This window comes from Streptomyces sp. NPDC046215, from assembly GCF_040646215.1.
GTDB classification, from domain to species: Bacteria; Actinomycetota; Actinomycetes; order Streptomycetales; family Streptomycetaceae; genus Streptomyces; species Streptomyces stramineus.
Genome location: NZ_JBEYZW010000002.1, coordinates 1 through 25,712 on the forward strand (window position 1 = coordinate 1; position 25,712 = coordinate 25,712).

General features: G+C 75.2%; 23 protein-coding genes and 1 tRNA gene. 4 read left to right on the top strand and 20 right to left on the bottom strand.

Annotated features, from left to right (window positions below):
• The first annotated feature begins 141 nt into the window (after positions 1 to 141).
• The 3 genes from ABZ951_RS01250 (at position 142) to ABZ951_RS01260 (ending at position 5,159) form a co-directional block, all read left to right on the top strand.
• Positions 142 to 801: a TetR/AcrR family transcriptional regulator gene (locus ABZ951_RS01250; protein ID WP_344097270.1), complete on the top strand. Its 660-nt coding sequence runs from the start codon at positions 142 to 144 to the stop codon at positions 799 to 801.
• A gap of 73 nt (positions 802 to 874) precedes the next feature.
• The gene (locus ABZ951_RS01255) at positions 875 to 3,679 is read left to right on the top strand and encodes an AAA family ATPase (RefSeq protein ID WP_361278402.1); all 2,805 of its coding nucleotides are present in this window, start codon (positions 875 to 877) and stop codon (positions 3,677 to 3,679) included.
• Positions 3,680 to 3,896: 217 nt separating this feature from the next.
• Positions 3,897 to 5,159 (top strand): wax ester/triacylglycerol synthase domain-containing protein, encoded by a 1,263-nt coding sequence (locus tag ABZ951_RS01260; RefSeq protein ID WP_344097266.1) that lies wholly within the window; start codon positions 3,897 to 3,899, stop codon positions 5,157 to 5,159.
• A gap of 54 nt (positions 5,160 to 5,213) precedes the next feature.
• Here ABZ951_RS01260 and ABZ951_RS01265 read toward each other — a convergent pair whose 3' ends face one another.
• The 5 genes from ABZ951_RS01265 to ABZ951_RS01285 all read right to left on the bottom strand — a co-directional run bounded on the left by ABZ951_RS01265 (position 5,214) and on the right by ABZ951_RS01285 (position 11,468).
• Positions 5,214 to 5,933 (bottom strand): MBL fold metallo-hydrolase, encoded by a 720-nt coding sequence (locus ABZ951_RS01265; RefSeq protein WP_344097264.1) that lies wholly within the window; start codon positions 5,931 to 5,933, stop codon positions 5,214 to 5,216.
• 164 nt (positions 5,934 to 6,097) lie between these two features.
• The gene (locus ABZ951_RS01270; protein ID WP_344097262.1) at positions 6,098 to 8,995 is read right to left on the bottom strand and encodes an AAA family ATPase; all 2,898 of its coding nucleotides are present in this window, start codon (positions 8,993 to 8,995) and stop codon (positions 6,098 to 6,100) included.
• Positions 8,996 to 9,243: 248 nt separating this feature from the next.
• Entirely contained in the window at positions 9,244 to 9,714 is a 471-nt protein-coding gene (locus ABZ951_RS01275; protein ID WP_344097259.1) for an XRE family transcriptional regulator, read from the bottom strand.
• Positions 9,715 to 10,008: 294 nt separating this feature from the next.
• Positions 10,009 to 10,842 carry a polyphosphate polymerase domain-containing protein gene (locus ABZ951_RS01280; protein ID WP_344097257.1) on the bottom strand — a complete coding sequence of 278 codons (834 nt, stop codon included), beginning with the start codon at positions 10,840 to 10,842 and terminating at the stop codon, positions 10,009 to 10,011.
• Positions 10,839 to 11,468 (bottom strand): DUF4956 domain-containing protein, encoded by a 630-nt coding sequence (locus ABZ951_RS01285; protein ID WP_344097255.1) that lies wholly within the window; start codon positions 11,466 to 11,468, stop codon positions 10,839 to 10,841. Before ABZ951_RS01285 ends, ABZ951_RS01280 begins: the two co-directional genes overlap by 4 nt.
• 207 nt (positions 11,469 to 11,675) lie before the next feature.
• Between ABZ951_RS01285 and ABZ951_RS01290 the strand changes: the two genes are divergently transcribed.
• A tRNA-Lys gene (locus ABZ951_RS01290) sits at positions 11,676 to 11,752 on the top strand.
• Positions 11,753 to 11,814: 62 nt separating this feature from the next.
• On the opposite strand, the gene ABZ951_RS01295 is transcribed toward ABZ951_RS01290, so the two are convergent.
• The 15 genes from ABZ951_RS01295 to ABZ951_RS01365 form a co-directional block, all read right to left on the bottom strand.
• Entirely contained in the window at positions 11,815 to 11,946 is a 132-nt protein-coding gene (locus ABZ951_RS01295) for an LPFR motif small protein (protein WP_344097253.1), read from the bottom strand.
• A gap of 49 nt (positions 11,947 to 11,995) precedes the next feature.
• Positions 11,996 to 12,466, bottom strand: coding sequence for a hypothetical protein (locus ABZ951_RS01300; RefSeq protein WP_361278410.1), 471 nt, complete (start codon positions 12,464 to 12,466; stop codon positions 11,996 to 11,998).
• Positions 12,466 to 13,101, bottom strand: a complete 636-nt coding sequence (locus tag ABZ951_RS01305) for a hypothetical protein (RefSeq protein ID WP_344097280.1) — start codon at positions 13,099 to 13,101, stop codon at positions 12,466 to 12,468. Before ABZ951_RS01305 ends, ABZ951_RS01300 begins: the two co-directional genes overlap by 1 nt.
• 97 nt (positions 13,102 to 13,198) lie before the next feature.
• Complete coding sequence (locus ABZ951_RS01310; protein ID WP_344097283.1) at positions 13,199 to 15,013, bottom strand: ABC transporter ATP-binding protein; 1,815 nt, start codon at positions 15,011 to 15,013, stop codon at positions 13,199 to 13,201.
• The gene (locus ABZ951_RS01315) at positions 15,010 to 15,990 is read right to left on the bottom strand and encodes an arginine deiminase-related protein (protein WP_344097285.1); all 981 of its coding nucleotides are present in this window, start codon (positions 15,988 to 15,990) and stop codon (positions 15,010 to 15,012) included. The genes ABZ951_RS01310 and ABZ951_RS01315 overlap by 4 nt, the downstream gene beginning before the upstream one ends.
• A gap of 86 nt (positions 15,991 to 16,076) precedes the next feature.
• Positions 16,077 to 16,994, bottom strand: coding sequence for a GNAT family N-acetyltransferase (locus ABZ951_RS01320; protein WP_344097287.1), 918 nt, complete (start codon positions 16,992 to 16,994; stop codon positions 16,077 to 16,079).
• Entirely contained in the window at positions 16,991 to 17,422 is a 432-nt protein-coding gene (locus ABZ951_RS01325) for a DUF5990 family protein (protein WP_344097289.1), read from the bottom strand. The genes ABZ951_RS01320 and ABZ951_RS01325 overlap by 4 nt, the downstream gene beginning before the upstream one ends.
• Positions 17,419 to 17,985 (bottom strand): ankyrin repeat domain-containing protein, encoded by a 567-nt coding sequence (locus ABZ951_RS01330; protein ID WP_361278416.1) that lies wholly within the window; start codon positions 17,983 to 17,985, stop codon positions 17,419 to 17,421. The genes ABZ951_RS01325 and ABZ951_RS01330 overlap by 4 nt, the downstream gene beginning before the upstream one ends.
• An 84-nt stretch (positions 17,986 to 18,069) precedes the next feature.
• Positions 18,070 to 18,438, bottom strand: coding sequence for a VOC family protein (locus ABZ951_RS01335; RefSeq protein ID WP_344097293.1), 369 nt, complete (start codon positions 18,436 to 18,438; stop codon positions 18,070 to 18,072).
• Positions 18,439 to 18,547: 109 nt separating this feature from the next.
• Positions 18,548 to 19,471, bottom strand: a complete 924-nt coding sequence (locus ABZ951_RS01340) for an aspartyl/asparaginyl beta-hydroxylase domain-containing protein (protein WP_344097295.1) — start codon at positions 19,469 to 19,471, stop codon at positions 18,548 to 18,550.
• Positions 19,472 to 19,496: 25 nt separating this feature from the next.
• Positions 19,497 to 20,771: a radical SAM protein gene (locus ABZ951_RS01345; protein WP_344097297.1), complete on the bottom strand. Its 1,275-nt coding sequence runs from the start codon at positions 20,769 to 20,771 to the stop codon at positions 19,497 to 19,499.
• Positions 20,768 to 22,264 carry a D-glycero-beta-D-manno-heptose 1-phosphate adenylyltransferase gene (gene rfaE2 / locus ABZ951_RS01350; RefSeq protein WP_361278421.1) on the bottom strand — a complete coding sequence of 499 codons (1,497 nt, stop codon included), beginning with the start codon at positions 22,262 to 22,264 and terminating at the stop codon, positions 20,768 to 20,770. Before rfaE2 ends, ABZ951_RS01345 begins: the two co-directional genes overlap by 4 nt.
• Positions 22,261 to 22,542 (bottom strand): phosphopantetheine-binding protein, encoded by a 282-nt coding sequence (locus ABZ951_RS01355; protein ID WP_344097302.1) that lies wholly within the window; start codon positions 22,540 to 22,542, stop codon positions 22,261 to 22,263. Before ABZ951_RS01355 ends, rfaE2 begins: the two co-directional genes overlap by 4 nt.
• Complete coding sequence (locus tag ABZ951_RS01360; protein WP_344097305.1) at positions 22,539 to 24,170, bottom strand: carbamoyltransferase C-terminal domain-containing protein; 1,632 nt, start codon at positions 24,168 to 24,170, stop codon at positions 22,539 to 22,541. Before ABZ951_RS01360 ends, ABZ951_RS01355 begins: the two co-directional genes overlap by 4 nt.
• On the bottom strand, positions 24,167 to 25,324 hold the full coding sequence (locus tag ABZ951_RS01365) for a glycosyltransferase family 9 protein (RefSeq protein WP_361278425.1): 1,158 nt from the start codon (positions 25,322 to 25,324) through the stop codon (positions 24,167 to 24,169). The genes ABZ951_RS01360 and ABZ951_RS01365 overlap by 4 nt, the downstream gene beginning before the upstream one ends.
• Between the last annotated feature and the right edge of the window lie 388 nt (positions 25,325 to 25,712).

Here is a 25,712-nt window from a genome sequence, read left to right on the forward strand (position 1 = left end):
CGGCCTGCTGATCGAGGTCGTCGCCTACGCCGTGTTCGCCGTCGCCGGGGACCCGGGCCCGCCCCGCCACGACCCGCCGTGTCCGCCGCTTGCGTTCCGGTGCGGCACGTAATGGAGAGCCGGGCTCCCTATACTGCCGCCATGGTCAACATCGCGAACGGTCCGGTGGCCGGCCCCCGGCGGCCGGGCCGGCCACACACCGGCAGGCCCCGGGACGGGCGCATCGACGCGGCCGTGCCCGCCGCGGTGATGGCGATCCTCGGCGAGTCGGGCTACGCCGGCCTGACCCTGGAGGCCGTGGCCGCCCGCGCGGGCACCAGCAAGCCCGCCCTGCGCCGCCGCTGGCCGTCCCGGCAGCACCTCGTCGTGGACGCGCTGGTCGCCACCGTCCCCGCCGCGCCGGCGGCCGACACCGGGTGCACCCACTGCGACCTCGTCGCCGGCATCGGCGCGCTCGGCCAGGCGTTCGGCGCACCCCTGGGGCGGCGGGTGCTGCCCGCCCTCGCCGCCGACCTCGCCGACACCCCGGAGCTGGAGAGCGCCTTCCTCGACAGGTTCTTCCACCCCCGCCGGGCACCGGCGGCGGACGCCCTGCGCCGGGGGATCCGCCGGGGGGAGGTCCGGGCGGACGCCGACATCGACCTGCTCCTGGACATGCTCGTCTCCACCACCTCCTACCGGGTCCTGTTCGGGCACCTGCCCGCGACCCCGGCCCTGGCCGAGCAGGTGGTGAAGGTGGTGATGGCGGGAGCCGCCACGGCCCCCTGGCGCTGCCGGCGCGGACGCGGCGGCCCGGGCTGACCCGCCGGGGCGGCCGCGGGAGCGCCCGCACAGGAGTGGACGGAGGTGAGGAATCAGGGAGGGAGAGAGAGCTGTGCTGAGCCGGGACGGCGAGATAGCGGCCCTGGAAGGGGCCCTGGACACCGCGGGCGCCGGAATGGGCGCCAGCCTGCTGCTGGAGGGCGGCATCGGCGCGGGCAAGTCGCACCTGATGCGCGCCGCGCTGGCGGCCGCGCGCGGCCGGGGCTTCGGGACGGTCGCCGCGCGGGCCCGGCCCCACGAGTGGCACCGGCCCCACGGCGTGCTGCACCAGGTCCGCGGCCAGCTCCTCGGCATCCTCGGCGAAACCGGGCCCGGGCCCGCCCCGGCCCCCGCCGGCGGGCAGGCCGCCGAGGTGCACCGACTGATCACCGCGTCGGCGGCGACCGCCCCCGTGCTCATCGCGCTCGACGACCTCCAGTGGACGGACGCCCCGTCCCTGCACTGGCTCGGCTACCTGATGGCCCGTCTGGAGGGCGTCCGCGTCGTCCTGCTGGCCACGCTGGGGCTCGACCGCCCCGACCTGACGGGCGCCCCGGGCCGGGGCGCCGCCGAGTCCCCCGCCCAGGTGGCCGCGGGCTTCCACCGGCGCGTCGTGCTCCAGGGGCTCGGCCCGGACAGCGTCGCGCACCTGCTGTCCACGGCCCTCGGCGCACCGGTGGACAGCGGCCTCGCCGAAGCCTGCCGTGAGGCCACCGGCGGCAACCCCCTGCTGCTCCAGGCCCTGTTGCGCGAGCTCCGGCGCGCCCCCGCCGGCCCCGGAGGGCTCACCGCCGAACACGTCGCGGCGCTCGGGCCCGCGGAGATCGCGGAAACCCTCCTGGCCCGTCTCGGCGACTGCTCCCCGCACGTGCGGGCCGTCCTCGACGCGGTGTCGGTCGCCGCCCCCGGCGCGGACGGCGACCTCGTCGCCCGGCTCTCCGGCGCCGAGCGGACCGCAGCGGCCGACGCCCTGTACCGGCTGGTGCGCTGCGGCGTTTTGACGGAGGGCCCGGAGGGCACCGGCTTCCGCCACCCCGTGGTCGCGGCGGCGTTCCGGGCGCGGATCCCGCCCGGCGAGCGGGCCCGGCTGCACGCGGAAGCGGCCCAGGCGCTGTACGCGGCCGGCGCCCCCCGCGAGCGCGTCACCGCGCACCTGCTGCCCGGCGCGCCCGTCGGCGAGCCCTGGGCCCGCCGGCTGCTCGTCGACGCGGCCGACGCGGCGCTGGCCGCCGGGGCCCCGGCACAGGCGCGGGGCTTCCTGGAGCGCGGCCTCGCCGAGTGCGGCCCCGACGAGGCGCCGGACCTGCTGCGCCGGCTGGGCCACATCGCGCTGGCGGACGGCCCCGAGCACGCGGTCGCCCACCTGCGCCGCACCGTCGGCCTGATCCGGGGCCACGGCGAGCAGCGGGCCATGGTGCTCCTCGATCTGGCCCAGGCGGCCGCGCTCACCGGTGATCTGACGGAGGCTCTGCGCACGGTCCGGGAGGAGGCCGGCGAGCTGGAGCACCAAGGCGCCGGCCGGGAGCTCCGGACGGGCTTCCGGGCCGTCCTCGACCTGCTCGAACTCCTGGACGGCCAGGGGGCGCGGCCCGCCGCCCCGGTGCTGCTGAGCGAGGTCGCCCGGTCCCCCTGGGTGCGCCGCGCCCAGGCGGCCCTGCCCGCGATGAGCGCGCACTGGAGCGGCAGGAACCGTGCCGAGGCGCTGCACCACGCCCGGCTCGCGCTGGGCGAACCGGCCGCCACGGTCAACGACCACGCCGTGCTGCGGCTCGGGCTCGTCCTCGTCCTGGCCCGCTCGGGCGCCGGGGAGGAGGCCTTGACGACCGCCCGGGCCGTGCTCGCCGCCGCGACGGCGGAGGGCTCCCGCACCGTCGTGGCCCTGGCCCGGACCGCCCTCGCCGAGATCGCGTTCCGGGCGGGCCGGCTCCCCGACTGCCTCGACGCGGCCCGCGCCGTCCTGGAAGAGGGCCCGCGGTCCGCCGAGCGCGAGTGGCTGGGCTCCGCCCTGGCCCGCGGCCTGCTCGGCAGCGCCCTGCACGAGACCGGCGACGACGAAGGGGCGCGGCGCGTCCTGCTGGCCCCCGGCCTCGACACCGCCGTGCCGGGGCCGGCCCTGCCCGATCTGCTGTTCCACCGCGGCCGGCTCCAGATCGCGCTCGGGAGGGTCGGGCCGGGGCTGGCCGATCTGGAGGAGTGCGGGCGGCTCCTGGTGCGGTGGGGGCGGCCCAACCCGGCGCTGTGCCCCTGGCGTTCGGAGGCGGCCCTGGCCCACGCCCGGCTCGGCGACGAGGAGGCCGCCCGGCGCCTGGTGGCCGAGGAGCTGACGCTGGCCCGGTCCTTCGGGGCCCCGCACGCGGTGGGGGCGGCGCTGCGCGCGGCCGCGCTGCTCGCGCCGGCCGAGGAGCGCTTCGCCCTGCTCGGTGAGGCGGCGCGGCTGCTCCGGGAGGCCGGTGCGGCGCTCGACGAGGCCCGGACGCTGCGGGACATGGGCCGGGAACTGCTGCGCGCCCGCCGGACCCGGCAGGCGCGTGAACACCTGCGGGCGGCCTCGGCGCTCGCCGAGCAGTGCGGGGCCCTCGCCCTGGTGCGGGAGCTGCGCCACGACATGGCCGAGGCGGGGGCGCGGCCGCGCCGGGCCGCCGAGACCGGTCCGGGCTCGCTCACCCCGGCGGAGCGCAGGACGGCGCTGCTCGCGGCGGAGGGGCTGTCCAACCGGGAGATCGCGGACCGCCTGTACGTCACCCGCAGAACGGTGGAGATGCATCTGAGCCGGGTGTACCGGAAGCTGTCGATATCGGACCGCCGGGCCCTGCGCCTGGCGACCGGTGACCAGGAGGCGACGGAGCACGGCGCGGCGACCCCCGGGGAGTGCGCCTGACGGGGCATGAATCACCGTATGAGCCACGTCAGTTCGGGCACCCGAACCCTATGCGAACGATTGCCGCCGATACCCGGCAGTACGGGCCCCCGCGGATCACCCGGCCGGAAACGATCTGTTCCCGGGCGGGCCCGGCCGCCTACCGTCCGGCCATGACTTCCGCCCCACATCCGGACCCGGCCGGCGCGGCGGCGCCCCGCGGGAGGTCCGCGCGCCGATGACCCGCACCCCGGAGCCGCCCTCTCCCCTGGACCGGACGATGCGCGCATTCCCCGTCCGCCACCCCGACGCCCGGCTGCGCATCGGCGCGCTGCTGCACCTCACCGGGGCCGCCCCGGACATCGGGGTGCTCCGCGGCCGCATAGCCGACCGGCTGCCGGCCCTGCCCGTCCTGACCCACTACCTCGCCGGGTCGGGCACCCGGTGGGAGACGGAGCACCGCTTCGAACCCGCCGCCCACGTGGTGGACCATCCGCTGCCGCCCGGCCCGGCGCACCTGGACCGCGCGGTCCAGCGGCTGTTGCGGGACCCGCTCCCCGAGGGGGCGCCGCACTGGCGCGTGTGGCTCCTGCGCGGCCACGTCCCCGGCGGGTACGCCGTGCTCTACCTCGTGCACCACGCCGTGCAGGACGGCGCGGGCATGCTGCACACCCTGGAGACCCTCTTCACCGCGGACGGCGTCCCCGAGGACCGGTCGTCCGCCGTGTTCCACGGGTTCGCCGGGGCCCCGCGGCTCACCCTCCCGGACCGGGTACGGGCGCTGGCGACCGCGTCCCGCACCGCCCGCAGGACCGCGGTGTGGAACTCTTCCCGGCACCCCCTGTCCTCCCTGCGGACGTTCCGCTGGGCCGAGGTGCCGACCCGGTCCCTGCGGGCCGTCGCCCGCACCCGGAGCGGCACCGTCAACGACGCCTACCTCGCCACGCTCGCCCACGCGCTCCAGGGGTGGGCGGGCTCGTACTGGCCGCTGGTGCACCGCTCAGCGCACCTGGAGCTGACCATGCCGGCGAACGTCCGCCGTCCCGGGGAGGCCGGTGCCCCCGGCAACCGTTCGGTGATGGTGCGGCTGGCGCTGCCGGGCGGGGACGTGCCGCTGGAACGCCGCCTGGAGGGCGCCGTCCGGGCCACCGCCCCGCTGAGGTCGGGCCGCAGCCGGGAGGCGCTGCGCCGGGCGACGGCGTCGTCGTACGCCCCCCAGTGGCTGCTGCGCGGCATCACCCGGCTCTGCGCCACCCCGGCCCACGCCACGGTGGGGGTTTCCGGCCTGGTGCTCCGCCACGGCCTGGAGCTGGACGGGGACCCGGTCACCCGGGTGGCGCCGGTGGGCTGCCTGCCCGGGGGCAGCCCCCTGGGGGTGCTGGCGCTGGCCTACCGGGGCACGTCCACGGCCTGCTTCATCGCGGACCGGGCGGTGCCCGGCCTGGACACCCTGCACCAGCGCTGGCGGCGCACCGTCCTGACGGGCGGGGACGGCGTCTGACCCGCCGCCGGCCGGAGCCGGCGGGGTCTCAGGCGCGCAGCTCAGGTGCGCAGGTCAGGCCCGCAGCGACCGCGCGAAGCGCTCCTCGTAGGCCGCCGCGAGGTCGCGCAGGGCGCCGCCGCAGTCGCCCGCGTAGGCGGGGCCGTGCATCAGGCCGAGCGTGGCCGGGGCCAGGCCGGCCAGCCGGCGCATCGCCGGTGCCGTGTCCGCCGTCAGGCACGACGCCTTGAAGACGTCCTCGGCGGCGAGGGCCGGCCCGACGATCTCCCGCTCCGTCAGGGCGGGGGCGTTGCCGATCGCGGTGAACAGGTCGCCGCACAGCAGCGTTCCCGTCGTCTCCTCGTACATCAGCCCGGCGTCCCAGCCGTGGGGCACGTGCGGGGTCTCCAGCCGGCGCACCCGCTTGCCGCCGAGGTCGAGGACGTCCCCGTCGTTCAGGGGGTGCGGCGGCCGGTCGGCCAGGTCGGCGACCGACACCAGACAGCCCATGGCGCCGTGGGCGACCTCGGCCCGCGGGGCGGCGGCCAGCCAGGAGTTCATCGAGCCGCACTCGTCGGCCTCGACGTGGCCGAAGGTGATCCAGCGCAGTCTCTCCACCGGCGTCACCCGGGCCACCGCGTCCGACACCAGGGGGAACAGGGCCCGCAGCCCGCAGTGGAAGAGCAGGGGCTCCTCGGCGTCGATCAGGAACTGGTTGAACAGGAAGTCCGCCTCGCCGATGTAGGTGGACAGCCGATAGATGTCCGGTGCGATCTCCGTGACGGTCGTCTCCACGCGGTGCCGGCCCTCTCTCCCCGCCCGCGCCCAGTGTGACCTCCCGGCCGGCGCCCGCTCCGCAGGCGGCGACGGCCGTTCCCCCCAACGGCCCACCGGCGCCGTCGTCCCGGCCCCGGCGTCCCGGTGCCGACCCCCTTGCCCGCCGTGGTCCGCGGGGCGGCTCAGACGGCGGCCACGCCGGGGCTGCTGCGCTCGGCGGGCCGGGCCCAGGAGCGTCCCGCCGGGCCCGCCAGGCCCGCGAGGTCGGCGAGGTCCGCGGGGACGGCCCCGGGGACGGGGTCGGGCAGCTCGGCGAAGCACGCCGCCAGGCCGGCCCGGCCCGGGACGGAGAGCTTGCGGTACACCCGGCTCAGGTGCAGCTCCACGGTCCGCTGGGTGACGAACAGCTTCGCCGCGATCTCGCGGTTGGTGCACTTGCCGACGGCCATCAGCGCGACCCGGCGTTCGGTGGGGGTGAGGGCGTCGATGCCCACCTCGGTCAGGCGCCGGGGCCGGGCGCCGGCCACCTGGAGTTCCTGGCGGGCGGTGTGGGCCAGGACGGTGGCCCCGCACTGCTCGGCCAGGGACTGGGCCCGCCGCAGGTGCTCGCGGGCCTCGCCGAGCCGGCTGGACTTGCGCATCAGGATGCCCAGGTCCGTGAGCGACCTGGCCAGATCGAGCCGGGCCGGCGACGGTTCGAGGACATCGACGGCCTCGCGGAACGCGGCCTCGCCGGTCAGGCCCCGGGCCAGCAGCCCCGACGCGCGCAGGGCCCGCCCGATCGCCCGTCTCCCGCCCCACCGGCGGGCCCGGCCCAGCTCGTCCTCGACGAGGGCGAGCGCGGTGTCGCGCTCGCCGAGGGCGGCGTGGACGAGCGCCGCCTCGGAGCGCCAGGACAGCACGGAGGGGTTGAGCTGCCCGGCCGCCGTCAGCCGGCGCCCGCACTCCCGCAGATCGGCCAGGCCGGCCTCCGGGTACCCGCAGGCCACCCGCAGCCGGCCGCGGTGGAAGAGCAGGGCCGCGTAGCTCACGCCGGCGGGGACCTCCGCGTCCAGACCGACCTCGCGCAGCGTGCGGTTCGCCTCGCGCAGCTCTCCCGTCTCCAGGAGCGCGGCGACGACGCCGGCCACCGCCTGGCCCGTGCGGCTCCAGTGCCCGGCGGGCGAGGTGCCGGCGGGGGCGAGGGCCTTGCGGGCGTCCTCCAGGCAGCCGGGTATGTCGCCCGTGCGGTAGCGCAGTTCGGCGCGCATGCCGTGGGCCATGGTGACCATGGTGCGCGACCCGTCGGCGCGGGCGCGGTCCAGCAGCACGTCGCATTCCGTCAGGGCGGTGTCGAGCTTGTCCGCGCGGGCCAGGACCTGCAGGGGGACGGTGCGGGTGGCGATCCGCCAGTCGAGCGCGGGGTGTTCCTCCTGCAGGGCCCGGCGGGCCTGGTCGACGGCCTGCTCGCGCCGTTCGCCGCGCCGGGAGGTCCGCAGGGCGGCGAGGCTCAGCCGGGTGTGCCGGTCGCCGGGCGTCGCCGCCGCGTCGAGCGGGAGGAGCTCGGCCGTCGCCACGGCATCCGGGCCCGCGCCCGCGTCCTCGTCGGCCGCCAGGTGCAGTTCGCGCAGGAGGCTGCGTTCGGCCCGCAGGGTTTCCGCGGGCGCCTCGCCGGCGTTCCGGGCCTCTCCGATGCCCTCCAGGAGCACCCGCTCGGCCTCGGCGGCCCGGCCCAGGAGGTGCAGGGCGTGGGCGATGCGCAGCCGGATCTCCACCCGCCCGGCCAGGTCGGCCTGGAGGCTCAGGGCCCGCCGCAGGTATCCGACGGCCGCCGCCGGGTCCGTGGCGAGTTCGAGCTGCCCGAAGGCCCGCAGCAGCCTGCCCCGGCACGGCCCCTCGCACTCCTCCAGGCCGCGGCGCAGATAGGCGCGGGCCCGCTCGCAGTCGCCCCGGGAGGCGGCCTCCCCGGCGGCCTCGCACAGCGCGGCGCAGATCCAGTGCCCGGCTAACCGGCTGCGCACCCGCAGGAGTTGGTCGGCCGCCTCCTCGGCGGGGGCGCCGGCCTCGTGCAGCAGCTCCGCGGCGCGGGCGTGCAGGACGTCACGGCGGCTGGGCGGGATGCGGGCCAGGACCGCCGCCCGGACGAGCGGCCGGGTGAAGCGCACGGCGGCACCGGTGTCGGTCAGCACTCCGGCGCGCACCAGGGAGTCGACGACATCGGCCGCCCGGAGCTTGTCCAGGCGGGGCAGCCGGGCGACGAGCCCGGTGGTGGCGGAGCCGTCGAGCACGGCGGCCGCTTCCAGGACCTCCGCGGCGCCGGGGTAGGCGCGGTCGTAGCGGGGCAGCAGGGTGTCGGCGACCTCCACGGGCGCCAGCTCGCCGATCCGCGCCGCGGCCTCCGCGTCGGGGCGCAGGCCGTGCAGCCGCATGACGCGGAAGAGCGCTTCGAGGAGGGCGGGGTTGCCGCCGGTGGCGTCGCGGCAGGCGTCGGCGAAGAGCGGGTCGGGCGCGGCGTCGAAGGTCTCGGCGGTGAGCCGGGTGACGGCGTCGGCGGACAGGCCGCGCAGCAGGACCCGGTGCCGGAAGGAGGAGAGCACCTCGGCCATCAGCGGGTCGCCGGGGGTCTCGCCCAGGGCGACCGTGGCGACGATCGCCACGGGGGTGTTCTCCAGCCGGGCCATGAGGTAGCCCAGGCAGCGCAGGGAGGGGGCGTCCGCCCACTGGAGGTCATCGACGGCCAGCAGCAGCGGCCTGCCGGCGGTCAGGACGCGGGCCAGCGGGTGGAGGGCGTCGGAGCCGGCCTGCGCGTACGGGTCGCGCGGGGACGGGCGGTGCGGCACGCCGGTGCGCGCCGGCTCGGGGGCCCCGGGGGCGGTGTCGCCGCCGAGGAGGGTGCGGGCCCCGGCCATGAGCTGCTGGGCGATGCTGTAGTCGACGTCCTGCTCGGAGGCTCTCGCGCGGGCGGTCAGCAGGTGCAGGCCGTGCTCCTCGGCGGCGTCCATCGCCGAGCGCAGGTGTCTGGTGCGCCCCGTCCCGGCGGTGCCCTCGATGAGCACGCTCCGGCCCCGGCCCTCAGCGGCGGATTTCAGGATGTCATGCACGCTTGTGACCTCCCCGTAAAGCGGCGGGACCCTTCCGGGCGCCGCCCACCAGGCGGCCCGGCCGCGGAGGCGTTAACTCGCGTGAGCAGGGGGCCATCTGATGACTCACAGTAGCTTACCGCTACACAAGGATGGACCCTAGTCGCAGAGTTGACGCAGTTCAACCAGTGGGACGAGGGCATGCCCCAGGGAAAAACGGCCGGAAATCAGCGGCCGGATCGCGGGCCGTCAGGGACAATCGCGGGCGGTCACGGCCGGGCGGACCGCCGGGCCCCCTGCTCCAGTTCCCGGAGCCTGCGGATCATGTCGGCGGCCATCCGCTTGCCTTCCGGCGACAGGGCCGCGAGATCGCCGCGCAGGTACACCGCGCTCACCCCGGCCTCGGCCATGGCCTGGTCCAGCTCTCGGCCGGCCAGCACGGCCTCGTCGATCATCCGCCGGGCCACCTCGTCCTCGGTGAAGTAGGACACCGGGACCTCGAAGTAGGCGGCGAGCGCGCACAGGTGCCGCAGCGTGGGGTTGGTGCGCTCCCCCCGGTGCAGCTGCCACAGGTACACGCTGGAGAACGTCTCGCCCGACTGCGCGGCGATCTCCGCCGCCAGCTTCTTGTAGGACGGCTTGCCGTCCTCGCCGGGCCCGGACCGCAGCCTGAGCAGGTGGTCGAGCTTCTGTGCCACCGTCAGCCGGCAGTCGTCCGGGCCGGCCCTCTCTTCGCTCACCGTCTGCCAACCCCCTGCCCCACGGCACCCGTCGCGGCCGTCCGCTCCGCGCGGGAGGGCGGCACGGGCCGGGGCCGGTTCACCGGCACCCGGCAGTTCGTCGCGGCGTCGTCCGCGCGCGGGTGCCTCCTGTGCACCCAGTAAACACCTTGACACGCAGCCGGGACACGGCGCTCCCGCAGGTCCGCCCCGGGCCCTGCCGGTGATGTCACGGTGTACGGCGATACGGGCCCCGGTCCGGTGCCGCGTGAGGGCGCGGGCCGGGGCGCGGCGTCCGTTCCGGCGCGGGGCGCGTCAGCCTGCCGGGGCCACGCGCACTTCGCCGCCGAACGCGCACCGGGCGGCGCGGCGCCAGCGGTTGGCGGGGAGGGAGGGGCGCAGCACGGCCAACGCGCCGCAGTACTTGGTGAAGACGGCCGGCCGTATCCCGTGGGCGTGCAGGATGCGGTCCGCCTCGGTGAGGTGTCCCGCCGTCTTCGTCTCGACGAGGACGAGCCCGGCGTCGCAGCGCACGGCGCACTCCGTGCGCAGGTCGGTGCAGACCAGGCCCGCGTCGCAGGTGATGCGCGCGCCGTCGGCGACGAAGGTGGCCCGCAGGTAGTCGGTGGTCAGGGAGGGGTGCAGGACGGCGGGCGGGTCGATGCCGTACGCGCGGTGGAGGGTGTCGGCGAGGAAGAGCCAGCAGCGGGCGCCCTGCGGGGTGTCCCGGCCGGCCAGCGGCTGCCGGTGTTTGACCGTGTCGCCTCGGCGCCCCTTGAGTTTGATCTCGAACTGCCGCTCCCCCGAGTCCTCGTACACCCGCTCGCGGATCTTGAAGCGGAGCCGGCGGCCCTGGCGGTGGTCGTGGAAGGAGCGGAGCCCTGCGGTGTCGTAGTAGACCGAGTGGTACCGGAAGGTCCGGCGGCCGTCGATGTCCAGGGCGCGGAAGGGGCCCGCGGGGTGCCGTGGGTCGGTCAGCCTGCCGATCATGCGGAGGAAGGTGTCCGCGGGCACCAGGTAGCTGCGGTCGAAGCGGGCGAGCAGTTCGGCCCGTTGGTTGACCTCGGCGAGGGTGAGGGGTGCGGCGGCCCGTGCCGCTGCGTCGACGGCCCGGGCGGCCGGGGCGAGCGCGGCCGGGGCGGTGGTCACACCGACTCCCAGGTGGGCGCGGCCCGGCGGACGGCGTCGGAGGGCTCGGACGCCAGGCCCCGGCCCGGCTCGGGCTCGCGGTAGCGGACGTCGACGACCGTGAGGTCGCGGACGAAGTCGACCTCCATGACCGTCCAGTCGAGCGGCTCGCCCAGCCGCCTGGCCAGGTCGGCGCGCAGGGCGGCGGGGTCGCCGTGGACGGTGTCGAGGGTGACCACGGTGCGTCGGCACCGGGCCAGCAGCCGGGGGTGGTCGGCGCCGTAGATGACGAGCAGCAGCACGGCGCTGAAGGCGGCGGCCAGGGCGAGTGAGAGGTTCGGCAGCCCGCAGATGAGCCCGAGGACGAGAGTGGTGAAGTAGTAGGCGACCTCTTCGTGCTGGACGGCGTCGGAGCGGAGTCGGATGATCGACAGCACGCCGAAGAGGCCGAAGCCGAGCGCGGTGCCGCCGTTGCCGCCGACCTCGGCTAGGGCGGCGACGACCGTGAACAGGGCCACGTTCAGGGCCAGGTAGGCCGGGACGAGGTCGCGGCGCCGGTGCCGGGGGTAGTAGATCGCGAAGGTCAGCAGGCAGATGGCCGCGAGGTCGAGCCCCAGATGAGCCGCGAGATGCCCCAGGGAGTCCATCAGGTCACCCTCTTTCCGTAGGTGGAGAACCACAGACCATGAGGGAACTCTGAGTGAACACCTTCGCCCTTCTCCGTGAACATTGCGCATCCTTGACACAAGCGGACGGCGCGTGTCCGGAACCCCGTGGGCCCCTGACGTGATCGGCGTTCTTGCGCGGAGGCCCACAGGAGAGGACCGGTCTGAAGATCGTGTAACATTCTTTTTGCGCCGCTAGCTCAGTTGGTCAGAGCGGCTGACTCTTAATCAGCAGGTCCGGGGTTCGAGTCCCTGGCGGCGCACCATGGCGAAGGCCCGCACCTCACGGTGCGGGCCTTCGCCATGTGCCCGGTTCCTCGCCCGGGCGCTACCGGCGGCCGCCGCGGCCGGACCGGGAGGCGCCGCCGAACAGTCGGGCGAGCGCCTTGAAGGGAAGGGCGACGACCGAGGCGAGCGTGCTGCCGATCGTCCTCAGGACATCCGCGATGGCACGGAACATAGGGCCTCCTGACGGGATTTCCGCTCGTACACCTGCCCGCGCGGGCGGCTCAGAGGCGCAACAGCCGCTCCACCAGGTCGCGGTAGCCGAGGAGGGTCCGCCGCAGGTCCTCCGTCTCCGCGCCCCCGCCCGTCCCTGGGCCGGCGGCGTCCTCGTACCAGGCCGTGCGCAGGGCGCGGCGGCGCTCGCCCAGGAGGTCGCCGAGGCGCGCGGAGAGGGTCTCGAAGACGATGTCGGCCTCCTCGACGGAGCCGCGCGGGCCGTCGACGAATCCGTTCATGCTCTTCTGCAGGCGCGCCATGAGCTCGTCGCGCTCGCCCGGCGGCAGCAGGGCGCCGTCCGTCCGCGGCGCGGCGTTCCCGGGCCCGGCCGGGCCGGGCTGCGGTGCCGCGGAGGGCTGCCCGGGTGCGCCGGGGCCGGGGCCGGGGTCGATGCCGGGCCCGGCGGCCGGCCGGTCGTCGTGAGCGAGCCGGTTGTCGTGGGCGGATCGTGCGGGCCGGGGTTCGGCGTGCTGGTCCATCACACGCCCTCCTTCCTGACGTGCTGGTCGTGGCGGGCGTGCCGGAGGCCGCCGCCCCCGTGCCGGCGCCCGGCGTGGCGGTCCTCCGGGCGGGCCGCCACCAGGTCCTCGAAGAGCGCCCGCGCGCGGACCAGGGCCTCGCGCAGCTCCTCCGTCCGGGCCTGCCGCGCGCCGGACCGCACCGCGGCGGCGTCGATCTCCCGCAGGCCGCCGACGGTCCGGGGGTGGTGGACGGAGAGGGCTTCGGTCAGTTCGGACCGTGAGCCGGCCGGGAAGCCCCGGTCCCGGGCGAGGTTGCCGAGCAGCAGGCCGGCGTCGGTGACCGCCTGGCCGGGGGCGTCGACGAACTGCTCCTGGATGCCCGCCCACCGGGCGGCGTACTGTTCGCGGTCCGCCGCCGGCAGGGGCCGCAGGCGCAGGTCCTTGTGGCGTCGCAGGCGGTCGGTCAGGTCCCGCTCCGCCGCCTTGCCGTCCCCGCCGTGCCGGGCGACCGCGACGTCGTACTCGGGGCCGAAGCGCCGCCGCAGGCCGCGGCCGCCGCCCCCGCCGCGGCCGACGGCCCGCAGGGCCAGGACGAACCCGATCACGACCACCGCGGCGACGGCCACGAGGGTGATGATGAAGCTGGTCGACATAGGCCGCCTTCCGCCGGTGCCCCCTTTCCTTCGGGGGGCGCTGCTTCCCGGAGTAGCCCGGCCGGGCCCGCCCAAACGCGGCGCGGGCCGGGCGTCGTCAGGCGCCGGCGAGGGAGCCGTCGCCCGGGCCCGTCGCCGCCGGGCCGATCCGCAGCGCGGCCACCAGGTCGCGGTACAGCTCGTCGCGGCCCAGGAGTTCGGCGTGGGTGCCGGCCGCCCGGAGCCGGCCCCGGTCCAGGACGAGGATCCGGTCGGCGTCGCTGACGGTGGAGAGGCGGTGGGCGATGGTGACGACGGCGGCCCGGGCCGCGAGCCGGCGGACGACGTCGCGCACGGCGACCTCGGTGAGCCCGTCGAGCTGGGCGGTGGCCTCGTCGAGGAGGAGGACGTCCGGGTCGCCGACGAGGGCGCGCGCCAGGGCGATCCGCTGCCTCTCGCCGCCCGACAGGGCCGCCCCGGAGAGCGTCTCGTCCAGGCCCCGGGGCAGCCCGCGCGCCTTCTCGTCGAGCCGGACGGCGCGCAGCGCGGCCCACAGGGCGTCGTCGCCCGCGCCGGGGTGGGAGCACAGGAGGTTGTCGCGCAGGGTCCCCGGGAGCAGGGGTGCGTCCTGCTCGACGTAGGCCATCCTGGCGCGGATCCCGGCGAGCGGCCACCGGTCGAAGGGGACGCCGTCCAGGGTGAGTTCGCCGTGCTGGGGCTGGAGGAAGCCCAGCATGAGGGAGAACATCGTGGTCTTCCCGGCGCCGGAGGGGCCGACGACGGCGGTGTGTCCGCGGCGCGGTATGGCGGCGCTGAGTCCGCTGAGGGCGGGCGGCCCGTCCGGCCGGTAGCGGGCCGTGACGGCGTGGAAGGCCACCACGGGCTGCTCGCCGCCGCCGGGCGGGGCGGGGGGAGTGCCGCGCGCCTCGCGGAGCGGTTCGGCCTCCATGTTCTGGACGTCCCGGATGCGGGCGGAGGCGGCCATGCCGGCCTGGAGTTCGGTGACGGACCGGGTGAGGCCGCTGACCGGGTCCATGATCTGGAACGCGTAGAGGAGGAAGGCGACCAGGCTGGAGACGGGGAGGGCCCCTTCGGTCACCCGCCAGGCGCCGACGGCGAGGACGAGGAGGATGGCGATGTGGATGCCGCCGGTCGCCACCGTCCACGCGACGGCCTCCAGGCGGACGGCCCGGACGCTCTGCCGCGTCGATTCCCGTGCCTCGGCCAGCACCCTGGCGCTCTGCCGTCCTTCCGCCCGGCCGGCCTTGACCGTGCGGATGGCGCGGAGGGTGCCTTCCAGCACTCCGCCGAGGCGGCCCACCGCCGCCTGGGCCTCCCGCTGGGCCAGGGCCATCGGCGGCATCAGCACGGCGATCACCGCGCCGATGACGGCGAGGGAGCCGAGGGTGGTGGACAGCAGGACCACGTCGAGGGTCGCCATGAGGAACAGGGCCCCGGTGAGCAGGACGACGCCGTTGACGAGGTCCACGACGGAGGTCGCCGCCGCTTCCCGCAGCAGCAGGGTGTCCGAGGTGACGCTGGTGACGAGTTCGCCGCCGGGGCGGGCGGTGAGCACGCCGACCCGGGCCCGCAGCAGCCGGTCGACCATGGCGCTGCGGGCGTCCAGCACGATGCGCTCGGCCAGGCCGCCCAGGAGGATCCACTGCCAGAGCGCGCACCCGGTACCGGCCACCAGCAGGCCGATGAGGAGGTACACGCCGGGGCCGACCGGGCCCTTGCCCTCCAGGCCGTCCAGGATGTCCTTGGTGACCAGCGGGGTGGCCAGCTGGGCCAGGGTCGTGCCCAGTCCGAGGAGCAGCCCGAGGAGCAGGGTGCGCCGGTGCGGGCGGGCGAAGGACCACAGCACCCGCGCGTCGGCCCGCCGGCCCGCCCCCGCCCCCGGCTCCGTGCCCTCCGCGGACCGGTCGGTCACAGGAGACGGAAGGAGTAGGAGAAGCGGTTGAGGTGCATCATCATGCACGACAGCAGCGCCCCTCCCTTGAGGTACTCGGAGAGGTTGAAGTAGGAGACCTCGAAGGCCAGCCGGGAGGCGATGTCCTCCAGCTTGCGGTTCTTGCGCACCTCCGTGTCGTAGTCGTCCGTGCCGGCCTTGAGCTCATGGAGGTTGGAGGCGTTGAGGATGACGTTGTTGAGGCGGACGGAGTTGCAGATGCCGCTGTAGGCGACGTCCTCGTCGACATCGATGATCTCGGTCTGCTTCTCCAGCTCCAGGATCTCGGCGGGCTCGTACTGCGCGGTGCACACCAGGGTCTGTTCGCTGGTGAGGGGGAAGACCGAGCCGTCCAGGTGGTAGAGGCGGGGGTCGGTCATCCGGAGTTTGACGACCTCCATGCCGAAGGTCTCCTCCATCCAGGTGTACGCCGCCGCGTCGGTGCGCTGGCCGTAGCCGCCGACGTAGACGTTGCCCCGGAGGTGCTTGAGCTCCGCCTCGCCCTCGAACCGCGCCTCCGGTACGTGCGCGCGGTAGCCCATGGACCGGAAGAACTCGGTGCCGACAGGGGTCTCGCCCCTGCGGGGCGGCGAGGTGAAGTTCGATATGACGACGGTGTTGCGGTCCTCGACGTGCTCCAGGACGATCCCCAGGTTCGCGGTGAACACGAGGTCCTGGAGGCCCGTCGTGCGCGGGGTCGGCAGCAGGGTCACCAGCGCTTCGGAGGCCACGTAGCTGTAGAGGTCGAGGAACTGGGTGAAGGCCAGGTGGGGTTCGGGGGCGCGCTCGCTGTCGGTGAGCTCCTCCATCCAGATGTTGTTGGCGACGTCGCAGGTGTAGGAGAACGGAGGGTTCATCAGGAAGGCCGGCCGGGAGAGCTGGCCGGGGTTGGCGGGGGGCGCGGCCGGCCGTTCCCCCGGCTCGGAGGACGGGTCGGCGTGCTGGACCTCGTCGGACATGGGCGTGTCTCCTCGATGGCGCTCGGACGGACCGGTCCCCGGGCGGGGGCCGGTGTGCGGTGCGCGTGCTGGGGGACTTCGCCGGCTCAGCCGGGGCCGGAGAGCGTCAGCTCGTGACCTTCCTCCAGCGTGATCACGAATTCGCGCCGCCCCCAGGGCCGCAGGACGGGCGGGCCGCTGACCGGTGCTCCGGCGTCGGCCGCCGCGCGGTGCAGCGCGTCCAGCCGGGTGGCGGCGTCGAGGTGGAGGAGGACCGGGGAGGGCGGCTCCTCCGGGTCCATGGCGGCGAGGCGGAAGCGCGGGCCGCCGCTCCACGGTGACAGGCCGACTTCGGCGAGGTAGGGAGGGTCGCCCATGGCGAAGGTGGTGCGGGCCCCGAGCGCGGCGGTCACCAGGCGCAGGGTGCCCGCCACGTCCCGGACGGGCAGTTCGACGACGGTGCCGAGGACGGCCGTGGGCTCCTCCTCGCGGGCCCGGCCCAGGACGATCACTTCGTGGGGGTGCTCGCGGTGGGGGTAGCGCTGGCCGAGCCTGGCCCGTTCGCCGAGCCCGGCGGCGGCGGCCACGGCCCGGGAGCGGTGGTTGGCGGCCTCCACCCAGGCTTCGACCCGGTCCAGGCCGAGCGGGCCCAGCGCGTGGTCGGCCACGGCCCGCGCGGCTTCCCTCGCGTAGCCGTGCCCCCACGCGTCCCTGCGGAGCAGCCAGGTGAGGCCGGGCACGTCGACGGCGCCGAGGAGCCCGGCCAGGCCGAGGACGTCGCCGCGGCCAGGGCCGTCGGAGGACCGCACCGTCCACAGCCGGGCGCCGGGGAGGCCCGCGCACTCGGTGAGGTAGCGGCGGGTCTCCCCCGCGTCGGCGCACGCCGGCCTGGTCCACCAGCGCATCACCGCCTCGTCGCCGTAGGCGCGGTGCAGGGGCCCGGCGTCGGCCTCGGGGTCCAGCGGGACCAGCTCCAGGCGGATGGTCCGCAAGGGTGCCGCGGGGGCCCGCTCGCCGCCGGTCATCCGGCCAGGTCCTCGGTGGCCGGGCCGGCCTCGGTGGTCCAGCCCGCCGCGGTGAGCCGGGCGCGGCTCGCGCTCGCGTCGGCCACGACCGCCGACAGGCGGCTCCCGGCGGCGGGTGCCGCCTCCGGCAGCATGATCTTGCAGCGGCGCTCCCAGCCCGGGCCGTCGGGGGCGCGGCGGCTCAGGTAGAGGAACCGGCCGCCGGGGGTGCCGTGCACATGGGGCCCGGCGAAGTCGAGGGCATCCACCCCCTTGGCGCGGGAGGGGCGTACGGGCACGTCGAGTTCGTAGCGGGTGGTGGCGCCGGGCACCGGGTGCCCGGGCGCCAGCTCCCCCGCCGTGTCCTGCAGGCCGGTGCGCGCGGTGCCGTCGGGCGGGGTGGGGGTGGTGACGGTGATCCGGACCGTGCCGGTGCCGGGCGCCGTCACGGCATCAGGTCGAAGTCGTCGGGGACGGCGAACGCGAGGGTTTCGCGGCAGAAGCGCTCCCACTCGGGCGTCACCGCGTCGAACACCACGTCCTCGCCGTGCCAGAGGGAGCGGGTGACGGTGAGGTCGTGGTGGAGGTAGAGCATCTCCTCCTCGCCCCCGTTGGCCGGCCACCCGGGGAAGCGGCCGAACTCGGCGGCCGGGTAGGCACGGCAGTACGGCTCCCAGGTGCGCCGCGGCGCCGGTACCCCGGGGAGGGCGTCCTCGGCGGCGCGCAGCTCCCGCGCGCTCTCCAGCCGGCCGGCGGCCAGGGCGATCTCGTAGGGGCGCCGCGCCTCGCGGCCCATGGCGTGGGGCGCCGCCCCGGCGGCCAGCAGCGCGCGCACGGCCGCCGTGTCGCCCCGGCCGGCCGCCCAGTCCAGGGCGCTCCAGTCGTCGCCGTCCCGGGCGTGGACGTCCGCGCCGTCGGCGAGGGCCGCCGTCAGGGCGCCGAGGTCACCGCTCCGGGCCGCGGCGACGAGCACCGGATCCGTATCGCCCGCCGTGCTCTGGGTGCGTTCCATGTCCGTTCCCCTCATGTCCCCTCATTCTTGGCACTCTCGCCACCGGATGTGACAGGACGGTCCGGCCGGGTGTGCGGGGCCGTGCTACTCCGCGGCGACGAAGTGGACACAATTCCCCGCGGTGTCGCGCACGGCGAACTCACGTCCGGCGGGGGAGTTTTCGATGCCGGTCAGCGCGGGGCCCGAGGTGTCCGAGTAATCGGTGGAGACGACCCCGGACCATTCCTCATACAATTCATCGAGCCCGGTGACCTCGATCCACGCCGAAGTGTTGTCGGCGACGACCTGATGCTCCGTGCGACTGAGGTAAAGATGTACATCCCCCCGGTGCACTCCGGCGAATGCGGCGTCCGCGAAGTCCTCGGTGAAACCGAGGGACTTGACCCAGAAGGAGACGGCGGCCGGCACATCGACAGCGGTCAGAACCGGAATGGCACCGGTGAATTTCACCACGACAGAATCCTCACGACAGAACGTTCACGGCGGAAATCCTTGAGGATTCCACGGCCGCAATTCCATGGTCATGCTTTCTGGTGCTTTTCTTGACGTACCCGGAGATTTCTCAATCGTAGCATAAACGCCCTTCACGCAACTCCACCGCGGAAGCGCCGACTTCCCTTAAGTGACGCCGGATCAGAGCCCCGGTGCTCGGATTCGCGAAGAGCCGGACCGCGTCGTCGCCGGTGGCCCCGATTTCCACCCGGTCGATCCCCTGGCTGTTCATGAATCCGGCGACGCGCTCGGCGAACGAACTCCGGTCGGCCAGGATCGCGTCCCGGGTGCCCGCGTCGAGAGCGGGGTGGGTGACGTCCATCAGCAGCACCACCCGGGGCGCGGTGCCGTCGTGCCGCACCTCGTGCTCGAAGGAGTCGTCGAAGACCAGGCACTTGCCCTCCTGCCAGTGCAGATACTCCTCCCCCACCCGCATGACCGGCCCCTTGGGCACCTTCAGCCCCAGGTGCACGCGCAGCCGGGCGTTGGTGCCCCCGCAGTGCGGCACGATCCGCGTCCCGGGGTGGAGCCAGGAGAGGGTGACGACGCCGGTACCGGCGTACGACGCCTCGGGGATCGCCTCGATGACGGCCGCGGTGACCGGGAAGCGGGCGCAGGCGTCGTCGAAGCGGTGGCCCGCCTCGTAGAAGGTGACCTGCTCCCAGGTCCCCTCGCCCAGCAGCGGCTCCTCCACCGGCAGGAACCCCTGGCCCGCCGGGTCGGTGACGGTGTCCAGCTCGGCGCGGAGCGCGGCGTAGTTCTCCTCCAGGTGGGCGGTAAACCAGAACGCCGCGGGGTCGTGCACCGGCTGCGGCGGGATGGCAGGGAAGTAGTGCACGGGCCGCTGTGCCGGGTCGCGCCAGACCCCCTGCTCCACGGCGAGCTCGGCGCAGCGCCGGGCCGCGGCGTGGTCGCCCTCCGCCTGCAGGGCGTGGATCAACTCGGCGTAGTGGGCGCGCACGTCTTTGGACCGTCGGGCGGTGCGGGGGGTCATGGGCTGCTCCTCTCCCGGTACCGGCTCAGGCCCGCTCAGGGGCCAGGCCGTGGGCCATGGTGTAGGCGAGGTGGGTGATGTAGGCGCGGTGGATCGTGGCCCGGTCCAGGCGGAGGCTGTGGCCGGTCTCCACGAAGCGGCCCCCGCAGCGCTCCAGCAGGCCGAACCAGCGGACGAAGTACGGGGTGGCCCGCACCTGCTGGAAGTCCAGCCCGGTCAGCCTGCGGAACCGGGCGAAGTCGACGCCCTCCCGGGTCATCAGCGCGCCGCCGACCGGGGCCGTCAGCCGGTCCGGCGCGTCGGCGCTGAAGCGGTGCGCGCTGGAGAAGTCCCGGGGGGAGAGCAAGTACTGGGCGTACTTGCTGTTCTCGTTCCACAGCAGGTGGTGCCCGATGATCGACTCGGCGCCGCTGCCGAAGCCGATCTTGTCGCCGGCGAGGTCGTACTTGAAGTTGCCGTCCTGGTCCTCGTGGCGGGCGTCGCGCACCCAGTACCCGTGGCAGTACTCGTGGTACCCGGCGGCCCCGAGGAGGTCCATGGCCATCTCATAGGAGTCGATCATGCTGTGCTGGTCGTGCGCCTCGACGAACTCGCGGTCGAGCTGCATCGCCATGACCGTCTTGGGCGTCGCGCGGTAGGGGTAGACCGACACGTGCGGCGGGTCGAGGGCGAGGACGGTGCGCAGGGTCTCCTCGAAGGACTCCCGGGCCTCGCCGGGGAAGCTGGAGATCAGATCCACGTTGAACTCGTCGATGCCGGCCCGGCGGAGCATGGGGACGGCCGCGAGCGCCTGCTCCCGCGAGTGGGCCCGGCCTGCCTTGCGCAGCTGGTAGGGGTTGAGCGACTGGACGCCGACACTCACCCGGGTGACCCCGAGCTCCCGCATCGTCTCCAGGGTGTCGGGCCGGAGGTCGTTGGGGGTGGTCTCCACCGACCATTGGCGCAGCTCGGACAGGTCGAAGGCGTCGTCCAGCGCGTTCCTGACGGCCGTCATCTCCGCGCCAGTCAGCCGGGTCGGGGTGCCACCGCCCCAGTACATGACCTCGGGGCGGTATCCGAGCCGGGTGAGCTGGGGCCCGTAGAAGCGGATCTGGTCGCACAGGGCGGTCACGTACGGCGAGCGTTGCGTACTCCCGGAGCGCAGCCGCTGGACGGGGATGTCGGTGACCCAGTCGCAGAAGTGACACTTCGACGAGCAGAAGGGGACGTGCACGTACAGGGCGAGTCGGGGGTCCCGCTCGTCCCCCAGGGCCTCGCGGACGGCCTGGAGCAGGGGCAGCGGCCCCATGCCCCGGCTCACCGCTGCTCCCCTTCGCCGGGCTCGCCGGGTGCCCGCAGCGCGTGGATGCGGCGGATGATGTCGGTGGTGGAGGTGTCGGCGACGGTGGGCATCAGGTGGACGACACCGCCGAGCCGCTCCACCAGCGGCGCTTCGGGAAGGGTCGCCATGGTGTAGTCGCCTCCTTTGACGTACACGTCGGGTTTCAGTGCCCCGATGAGGGCGACGGGGCTGTCGTCGTCGAAGGGCACGACGTAGTCGACGCAGCTGAGGGCGGCGAGGACGCGCAGGCGTTCGGGCAGGGTGGTGACCGGGCGCTGCGGGCCCTTGAGCCGGCGGACGCTGTCGTCGGAGTTGACGCCGACGACGAGCAGGTCGCCGAGGTCCTTGGCGCGGCTGAGGCAGGAGACGTGGCCGCCGTGCAGGAGGTCGAAGCACCCGTTGGTGAACACCACCCGGCGGCCGCGGCCGGCGGGGTCGAGGAGCCAGTCGGGCAGGGTGCCGCTGCGGCGGATCTTGCCGGTGTCGCCCAGGGCCCGGCGCAGTTCGTCGACGGCGCACTTGCTGGTGCCGGGCTTGCCGACGACGGTGCCGGCGGCGGCCGAGGCCAGTTCGGCGGCGACCGCGGAGTCCGCGCCGGCCGCGAGGGCGAGGGTGAGGGCGGCCGTGAAGGTGTCGCCCGCGCCGACGGTGGCCGTGGTGGGGACCTCGGTGCCGCGGGCGAAGGTGCGGACCGGGGGGCGGCCCCGCTCGAAGAGCAGGGACCCTTCGGCGTCCAGGGTGAGGGCGACGCGGTCCGCCCCGGTGAGGGCCAGCAGTTCCTCGCCGAACGAGGCCAGCCGGTCGGCCCGGGCGGGCCCGGGCAGAGGGCCGGTGTCCTCCAGCAGGCGCAGCGCCTCGTCGTAGTTGGGTTTGACGGCGCTGGCCCGCAGGGCGGTGAAGCGGTCGGGGTGCCGGGAGTCCACGACGAGGGTGGGCGGGCCGCTGTCGCGGCGGGCGGCGAGGTGGGCGACGAGGGCGGGCCCGCACACGCCGTAGCCGTAGTCGGAGACGATGACCGCGTCGACGGTGGGCAGGAGGCGGTCGGCCAGTGCGGCGAGGCGGTCGCCGGCCGCGGCGAGGGGCTGCTCCGCTCCTTCGTCGAGGCGCAGGAGCATCTGCCCGTCGGCGATGACGCGCCGTCGGGTCACGGTCGTCCGGGCGGGGTCGGCGGCCACCGCGCCGGTGTCCAGGCCCTCGGCGCGCAGCGCGGCGCGCAGCCGGCGGCCGGCGGGGTCGTCGCCGGTGACGGAGAGCAGGACGGGTTCCGCGCCCAGGGCCCGGAGGTTCACCGCGACGTTGGCGGCGGCACCGCACTGGTGCAGGTGGGAGGTCAGGCCGACGGCGGGCACGGGCGACTCGCGGCACAGGCCGGAGGTGACGCCGCGCAGGTAGGTGTCGAGGATGACGTCGCCGACGACCAGGACGCGCAGTCCGGCGACCTTGTCGAGCAGGCCGGGCAGGTCGGTGTTCATCGGGCCCGCTCCCCCGCCCGCGCGCTTTCCACGCGTTCGGCCATGCCGGCGACGGTCCGGCCCTCCAGGAGGACGCGGATGGACAGCTCGGTGCCGGCGAGTTCCTCGACCCGGCTGACGATCTTCATGGCGTCGACGGAGTTGCCGCCCAGGGCGAGGAAGTCCTCCTCCGGGCCCACGGCCTGTCTGCCGAGGACCTCGGCCCAGACGGCGGCGATGTCCCTTTCGAGCGCGCGGAGCCTGCTGCGCCTGCGCGCCTTCCTCCCCAGCGGGCTCATGCGCGGGCCGCCCTGCGGCTGATGATCCGGCCGGGCATCACAAGGTGGTCCAGGCGGGAGTCGAGCAGGGTGCGGACGGCGTCCTCGGGGGTTTCCGCGATGGGTTCCCCCTTGGTGTTGAGGCTGGTGTTGAGGACCATGGGTATCCCCGTGCGGTCGTCGAAGGCGCGGATGAGGTCGTGGAAGGCCGGGGTGTCCGGGCGGGTGACGGTCTGCAGCCGGGAGGTGCCGTCGACATGGGTGACGGCGGGCACGCCGGGCTTGAGGACGGGCGCGGCCCGCAGCATGAAGGGGCTGTCGGACAGGCCGAACCAGTCGGCGGCGCGCTCGGCGAGCACGGACGGCGCGAAGGGCCGGAAGTGCTCGCGGAACTTCACCTGGGAATTGAGGCGGTCACGCATGGCCGGGTCGCGGGGGTCGGCGACGATGCTGCGGTGGCCCAGGGCGCGGGGGCCGATCTCGCTCGCGCCCTGGTACCAGCCGATGACGGCGCCGCCGGTGAGCAGTTCGGCGGTCTTGCCGATGTAGTCGCCGACCTCCTCCACGACGAGGTCGGCGGCGTGGGCGTCCAGGGCGCGGCGCACGGCGGCTTCGGGGTACGCGCGGACGCCGTACATCAGCTCGGGGTTGGTGTACGCCTGCCGGGGGTTGCCGAGGACGTGGTGCCAGTGCCACAGGGCGGCGCCGATGGCCGTGCCGTCGTCGCCGCAGGCGGGGTGGAAGTGGAGGCGTGTGAACTCCGAGCCCTCGAAGGCGAGCTGGGTGGCGATGGCGTTGAGGGCGGTGCCGCCGGAGAGGCAGATGTTGCGTCCGATGTCGTTGCGGGCGCAGATGGGCCCGAGTTCGGTGAAGACGGCCGCCATCTGGCGTTCCAGGCCGAGCTGGATGTAGTAGGCGAGGGTGGCGTTGAGCTGCCGGCCGCCGACGTCGACGGGCCGGGGGTGCCGGTCGGCGAGGGTCACCAGGGACGCGAAGTCCCGCACGGTGTCGGGCACGTCCTCGTGCGGTGCGCCGTCCGGCGGACTGCCGTAGGGGGCCAGCCCCATGACCTTGCCGGCGCCGACGATGCTGGAGCCGAACATCAGCTCCGAGACGTAGCAGTAGCCGATGTTGGCGTTGAACCAGGCGTCGAGGTCGCGGCGCAGGGGGTAGAGCCGGTTGCCGCGGCCGACGAAGGCCCGGCAGCCCGTGGGGTCGATGGCCACGGCCATCGAGGAGTCGAACGGGGAGGTGTAGTAGGCGGTGGCGGCGTGGATGAGGTGGTGGTCGGGGTTGACGGTGCAGGGGATGCGCCGGCCGCGGAGGCTGACCTCGGTGTTGCGCTGGTTGACCCAGAATTCCAGCCAGGTGTGCTTGAGGTCCGAGCCGTGCAGCCGTGCCACGTCCGGGGAGTCCATGTTGTGCAGGTTGCACAGCATGATGTGGTCGATGTCGGCCAGGGTGGCGCCGGCCTGGTCGAGGAGCTCGTCGAGGTCGTCCTCGCGCAGCCCGGGGTGCTTCTTGACGCGGGAGTACCGCTCGGTGTTGACGTACCCGGCGGGCCGGCCCTCCCTGAGCAGCACTGCGGAGCCGTCGTGGTTGAAGTTGATGGACAGGATGGTGCGCACCCGTCGGTGCTCGGCGCTCATGGGGTACTCCTGATCGTCGCGGGTGGGGAGCTCGCCAGCTGGGCGGTCACCGCCGCCCACACCCGCTCCACCGGAAGGGCGGTCAGACACCGGGGATAGGGGCCCTCGGGGCCCCGGTAGGGCAGGACGCAGTCGTGGGCGCACCTCCGGTCCTCCAGGCGGCCGGGGGCGTGCAGCAGACTCTGGCAGGGCCACCGCAGGGACACCCCCCGGTGGTGCGGGTAGATCCGGGTCCACAGGAACTCGGTGCCGGTGGGGCCGTAGATCACCACGGACGGGGTGCGGACGGCGGCGGCGAGGTGCGCCAGGGCGGAGTCGTTGCCGACGAGCAGGTCCGCGCCGGCCAGGAGGTTCGCGGTGCGGTTGAGGTCCGCGCCGGTCTCGACACGGACGTCGGCACCGGGTGCGCCGGCGCGGACGGTGTCGCGCAGGGCCCGCAGTTCGGCGCGTTCGGGGGCCGTGCCCAGCAGCCGCAGGGCCGCGGAGCGGCGCGTGGCGAGCCGGACGCACAAGTCGGCGTAGCGGGACGGGGGCCAGCGGCGGTTCCAGTGCGGGGCCCCGCCGGGGTGCACGGCGACGACGGGGCCGGCGGACGCCGGGCGGGCCGGGCGGGCCGGGCCCGGGCGGCGGGGCAGGTCGGGGACGAGCTGCCCGGCCCGGAGCCTGCCGGGCAGCCCCAGCGCCCCGGCCAGGGCCGTGGCGTGGTCGAACAGGTCGGGCCGCCCCCACACCGGCGGGGGCAGCCGCAGGGGGCGGGTGATGTGCTCGTCGCCCGGACGGCCCAGGGGGAGCCCGATCCGGTCGGGTATCCCGGCGGCCAGGGCATGGCCGGCGTGCAGTGCGGCGCTGTCCGGGTCGATCACACACCGCTCGTAGCGGCGCCCGGCGAGCGTGCGCAGGAAGGCGGGCCACCGGGGGTGGGCCTCGTCCGGCGGGCAGGTCAGCACGTCGGTGGCGTAGGTGTGGGCGGCGAACAGCTCCGCGAAGCGGGCCGCCAGTTCCTCGCCCACGACGAGGGTGACCCGGGCGTGCGGGTGCGCCCGGCGGATCAGCGCCAGCATGATGTTGCGCTGCACCAGGTCACCGAGGCCGGGCCCGTGCAGTGCCGCGAAGACGCACACGCCGGTGACCTGCCGGTCCGGGGTCTCGCTCATCGTCGCTCTCCTCTCGCCACCGGTCGCCGCCGGCCCGCCGCCGGACGCCTACGCGCCCGTCACCCGTTCCAGCCCGCCCCGGCCCGTGAGGTCGGCCAGGTCGACGCGGGCCCGGCACCGCACCTCCTCGAAGTCCAGGCTCAGCACGCCGGCCACCTCGATGTGGCCGGTGCCGGCGGTGAGGTCGCCGCCGTCGAGGGAGGTCGCGGCGGGGTCCAGGCGGACGCCGAGCTCGGTGCCGCCCCGGGTGTCGGTGAACCGCAGGAAGACGTAGCCGCGGTCGACGGCCTCGCGCAGGGCGGCCGGGGTGCTCTCCGGCCGCAGGACGACCTCCACCGGGTGGTCGCCGGCGCAGAGCCGGTCGACCAGGCCGGGGCCCTCGGGCTCC

Coding starts and splice junctions, on each gene's coding strand:
- ABZ951_RS01250 (WP_344097270.1), top strand. CDS start 142: ATGGTCAACATCGCGAACGGTCCGGTGGCCGGCCCCCGGCGGCCGGGC.
- ABZ951_RS01260 (WP_344097266.1), top strand. CDS start 3,897: ATGACCCGCACCCCGGAGCCGCCCTCTCCCCTGGACCGGACGATGCGC.
- ABZ951_RS01285 (WP_344097255.1), bottom strand. CDS start 11,468: ATGGACTCCCTGGGGCATCTCGCGGCTCATCTGGGGCTCGACCTCGCG.
- ABZ951_RS01295 (WP_344097253.1), bottom strand. CDS start 11,946: ATGTTCCGTGCCATCGCGGATGTCCTGAGGACGATCGGCAGCACGCTC.
- ABZ951_RS01300 (WP_361278410.1), bottom strand. CDS start 12,466: ATGGACCAGCACGCCGAACCCCGGCCCGCACGATCCGCCCACGACAAC.
- ABZ951_RS01305 (WP_344097280.1), bottom strand. CDS start 13,101: ATGTCGACCAGCTTCATCATCACCCTCGTGGCCGTCGCCGCGGTGGTC.
- ABZ951_RS01315 (WP_344097285.1), bottom strand. CDS start 15,990: ATGTCCGACGAGGTCCAGCACGCCGACCCGTCCTCCGAGCCGGGGGAA.
- ABZ951_RS01320 (WP_344097287.1), bottom strand. CDS start 16,994: ATGACCGGCGGCGAGCGGGCCCCCGCGGCACCCTTGCGGACCATCCGC.
- ABZ951_RS01330 (WP_361278416.1), bottom strand. CDS start 17,985: ATGGAACGCACCCAGAGCACGGCGGGCGATACGGATCCGGTGCTCGTC.
- ABZ951_RS01340 (WP_344097295.1), bottom strand. CDS start 19,471: ATGACCCCCCGCACCGCCCGACGGTCCAAAGACGTGCGCGCCCACTAC.
- rfaE2 (WP_361278421.1), bottom strand. CDS start 22,264: ATGAACACCGACCTGCCCGGCCTGCTCGACAAGGTCGCCGGACTGCGC.
- ABZ951_RS01355 (WP_344097302.1), bottom strand. CDS start 22,542: ATGAGCCCGCTGGGGAGGAAGGCGCGCAGGCGCAGCAGGCTCCGCGCG.
- ABZ951_RS01360 (WP_344097305.1), bottom strand. CDS start 24,170: ATGAGCGCCGAGCACCGACGGGTGCGCACCATCCTGTCCATCAACTTC.
- ABZ951_RS01365 (WP_361278425.1), bottom strand. CDS start 25,324: ATGAGCGAGACCCCGGACCGGCAGGTCACCGGCGTGTGCGTCTTCGCG.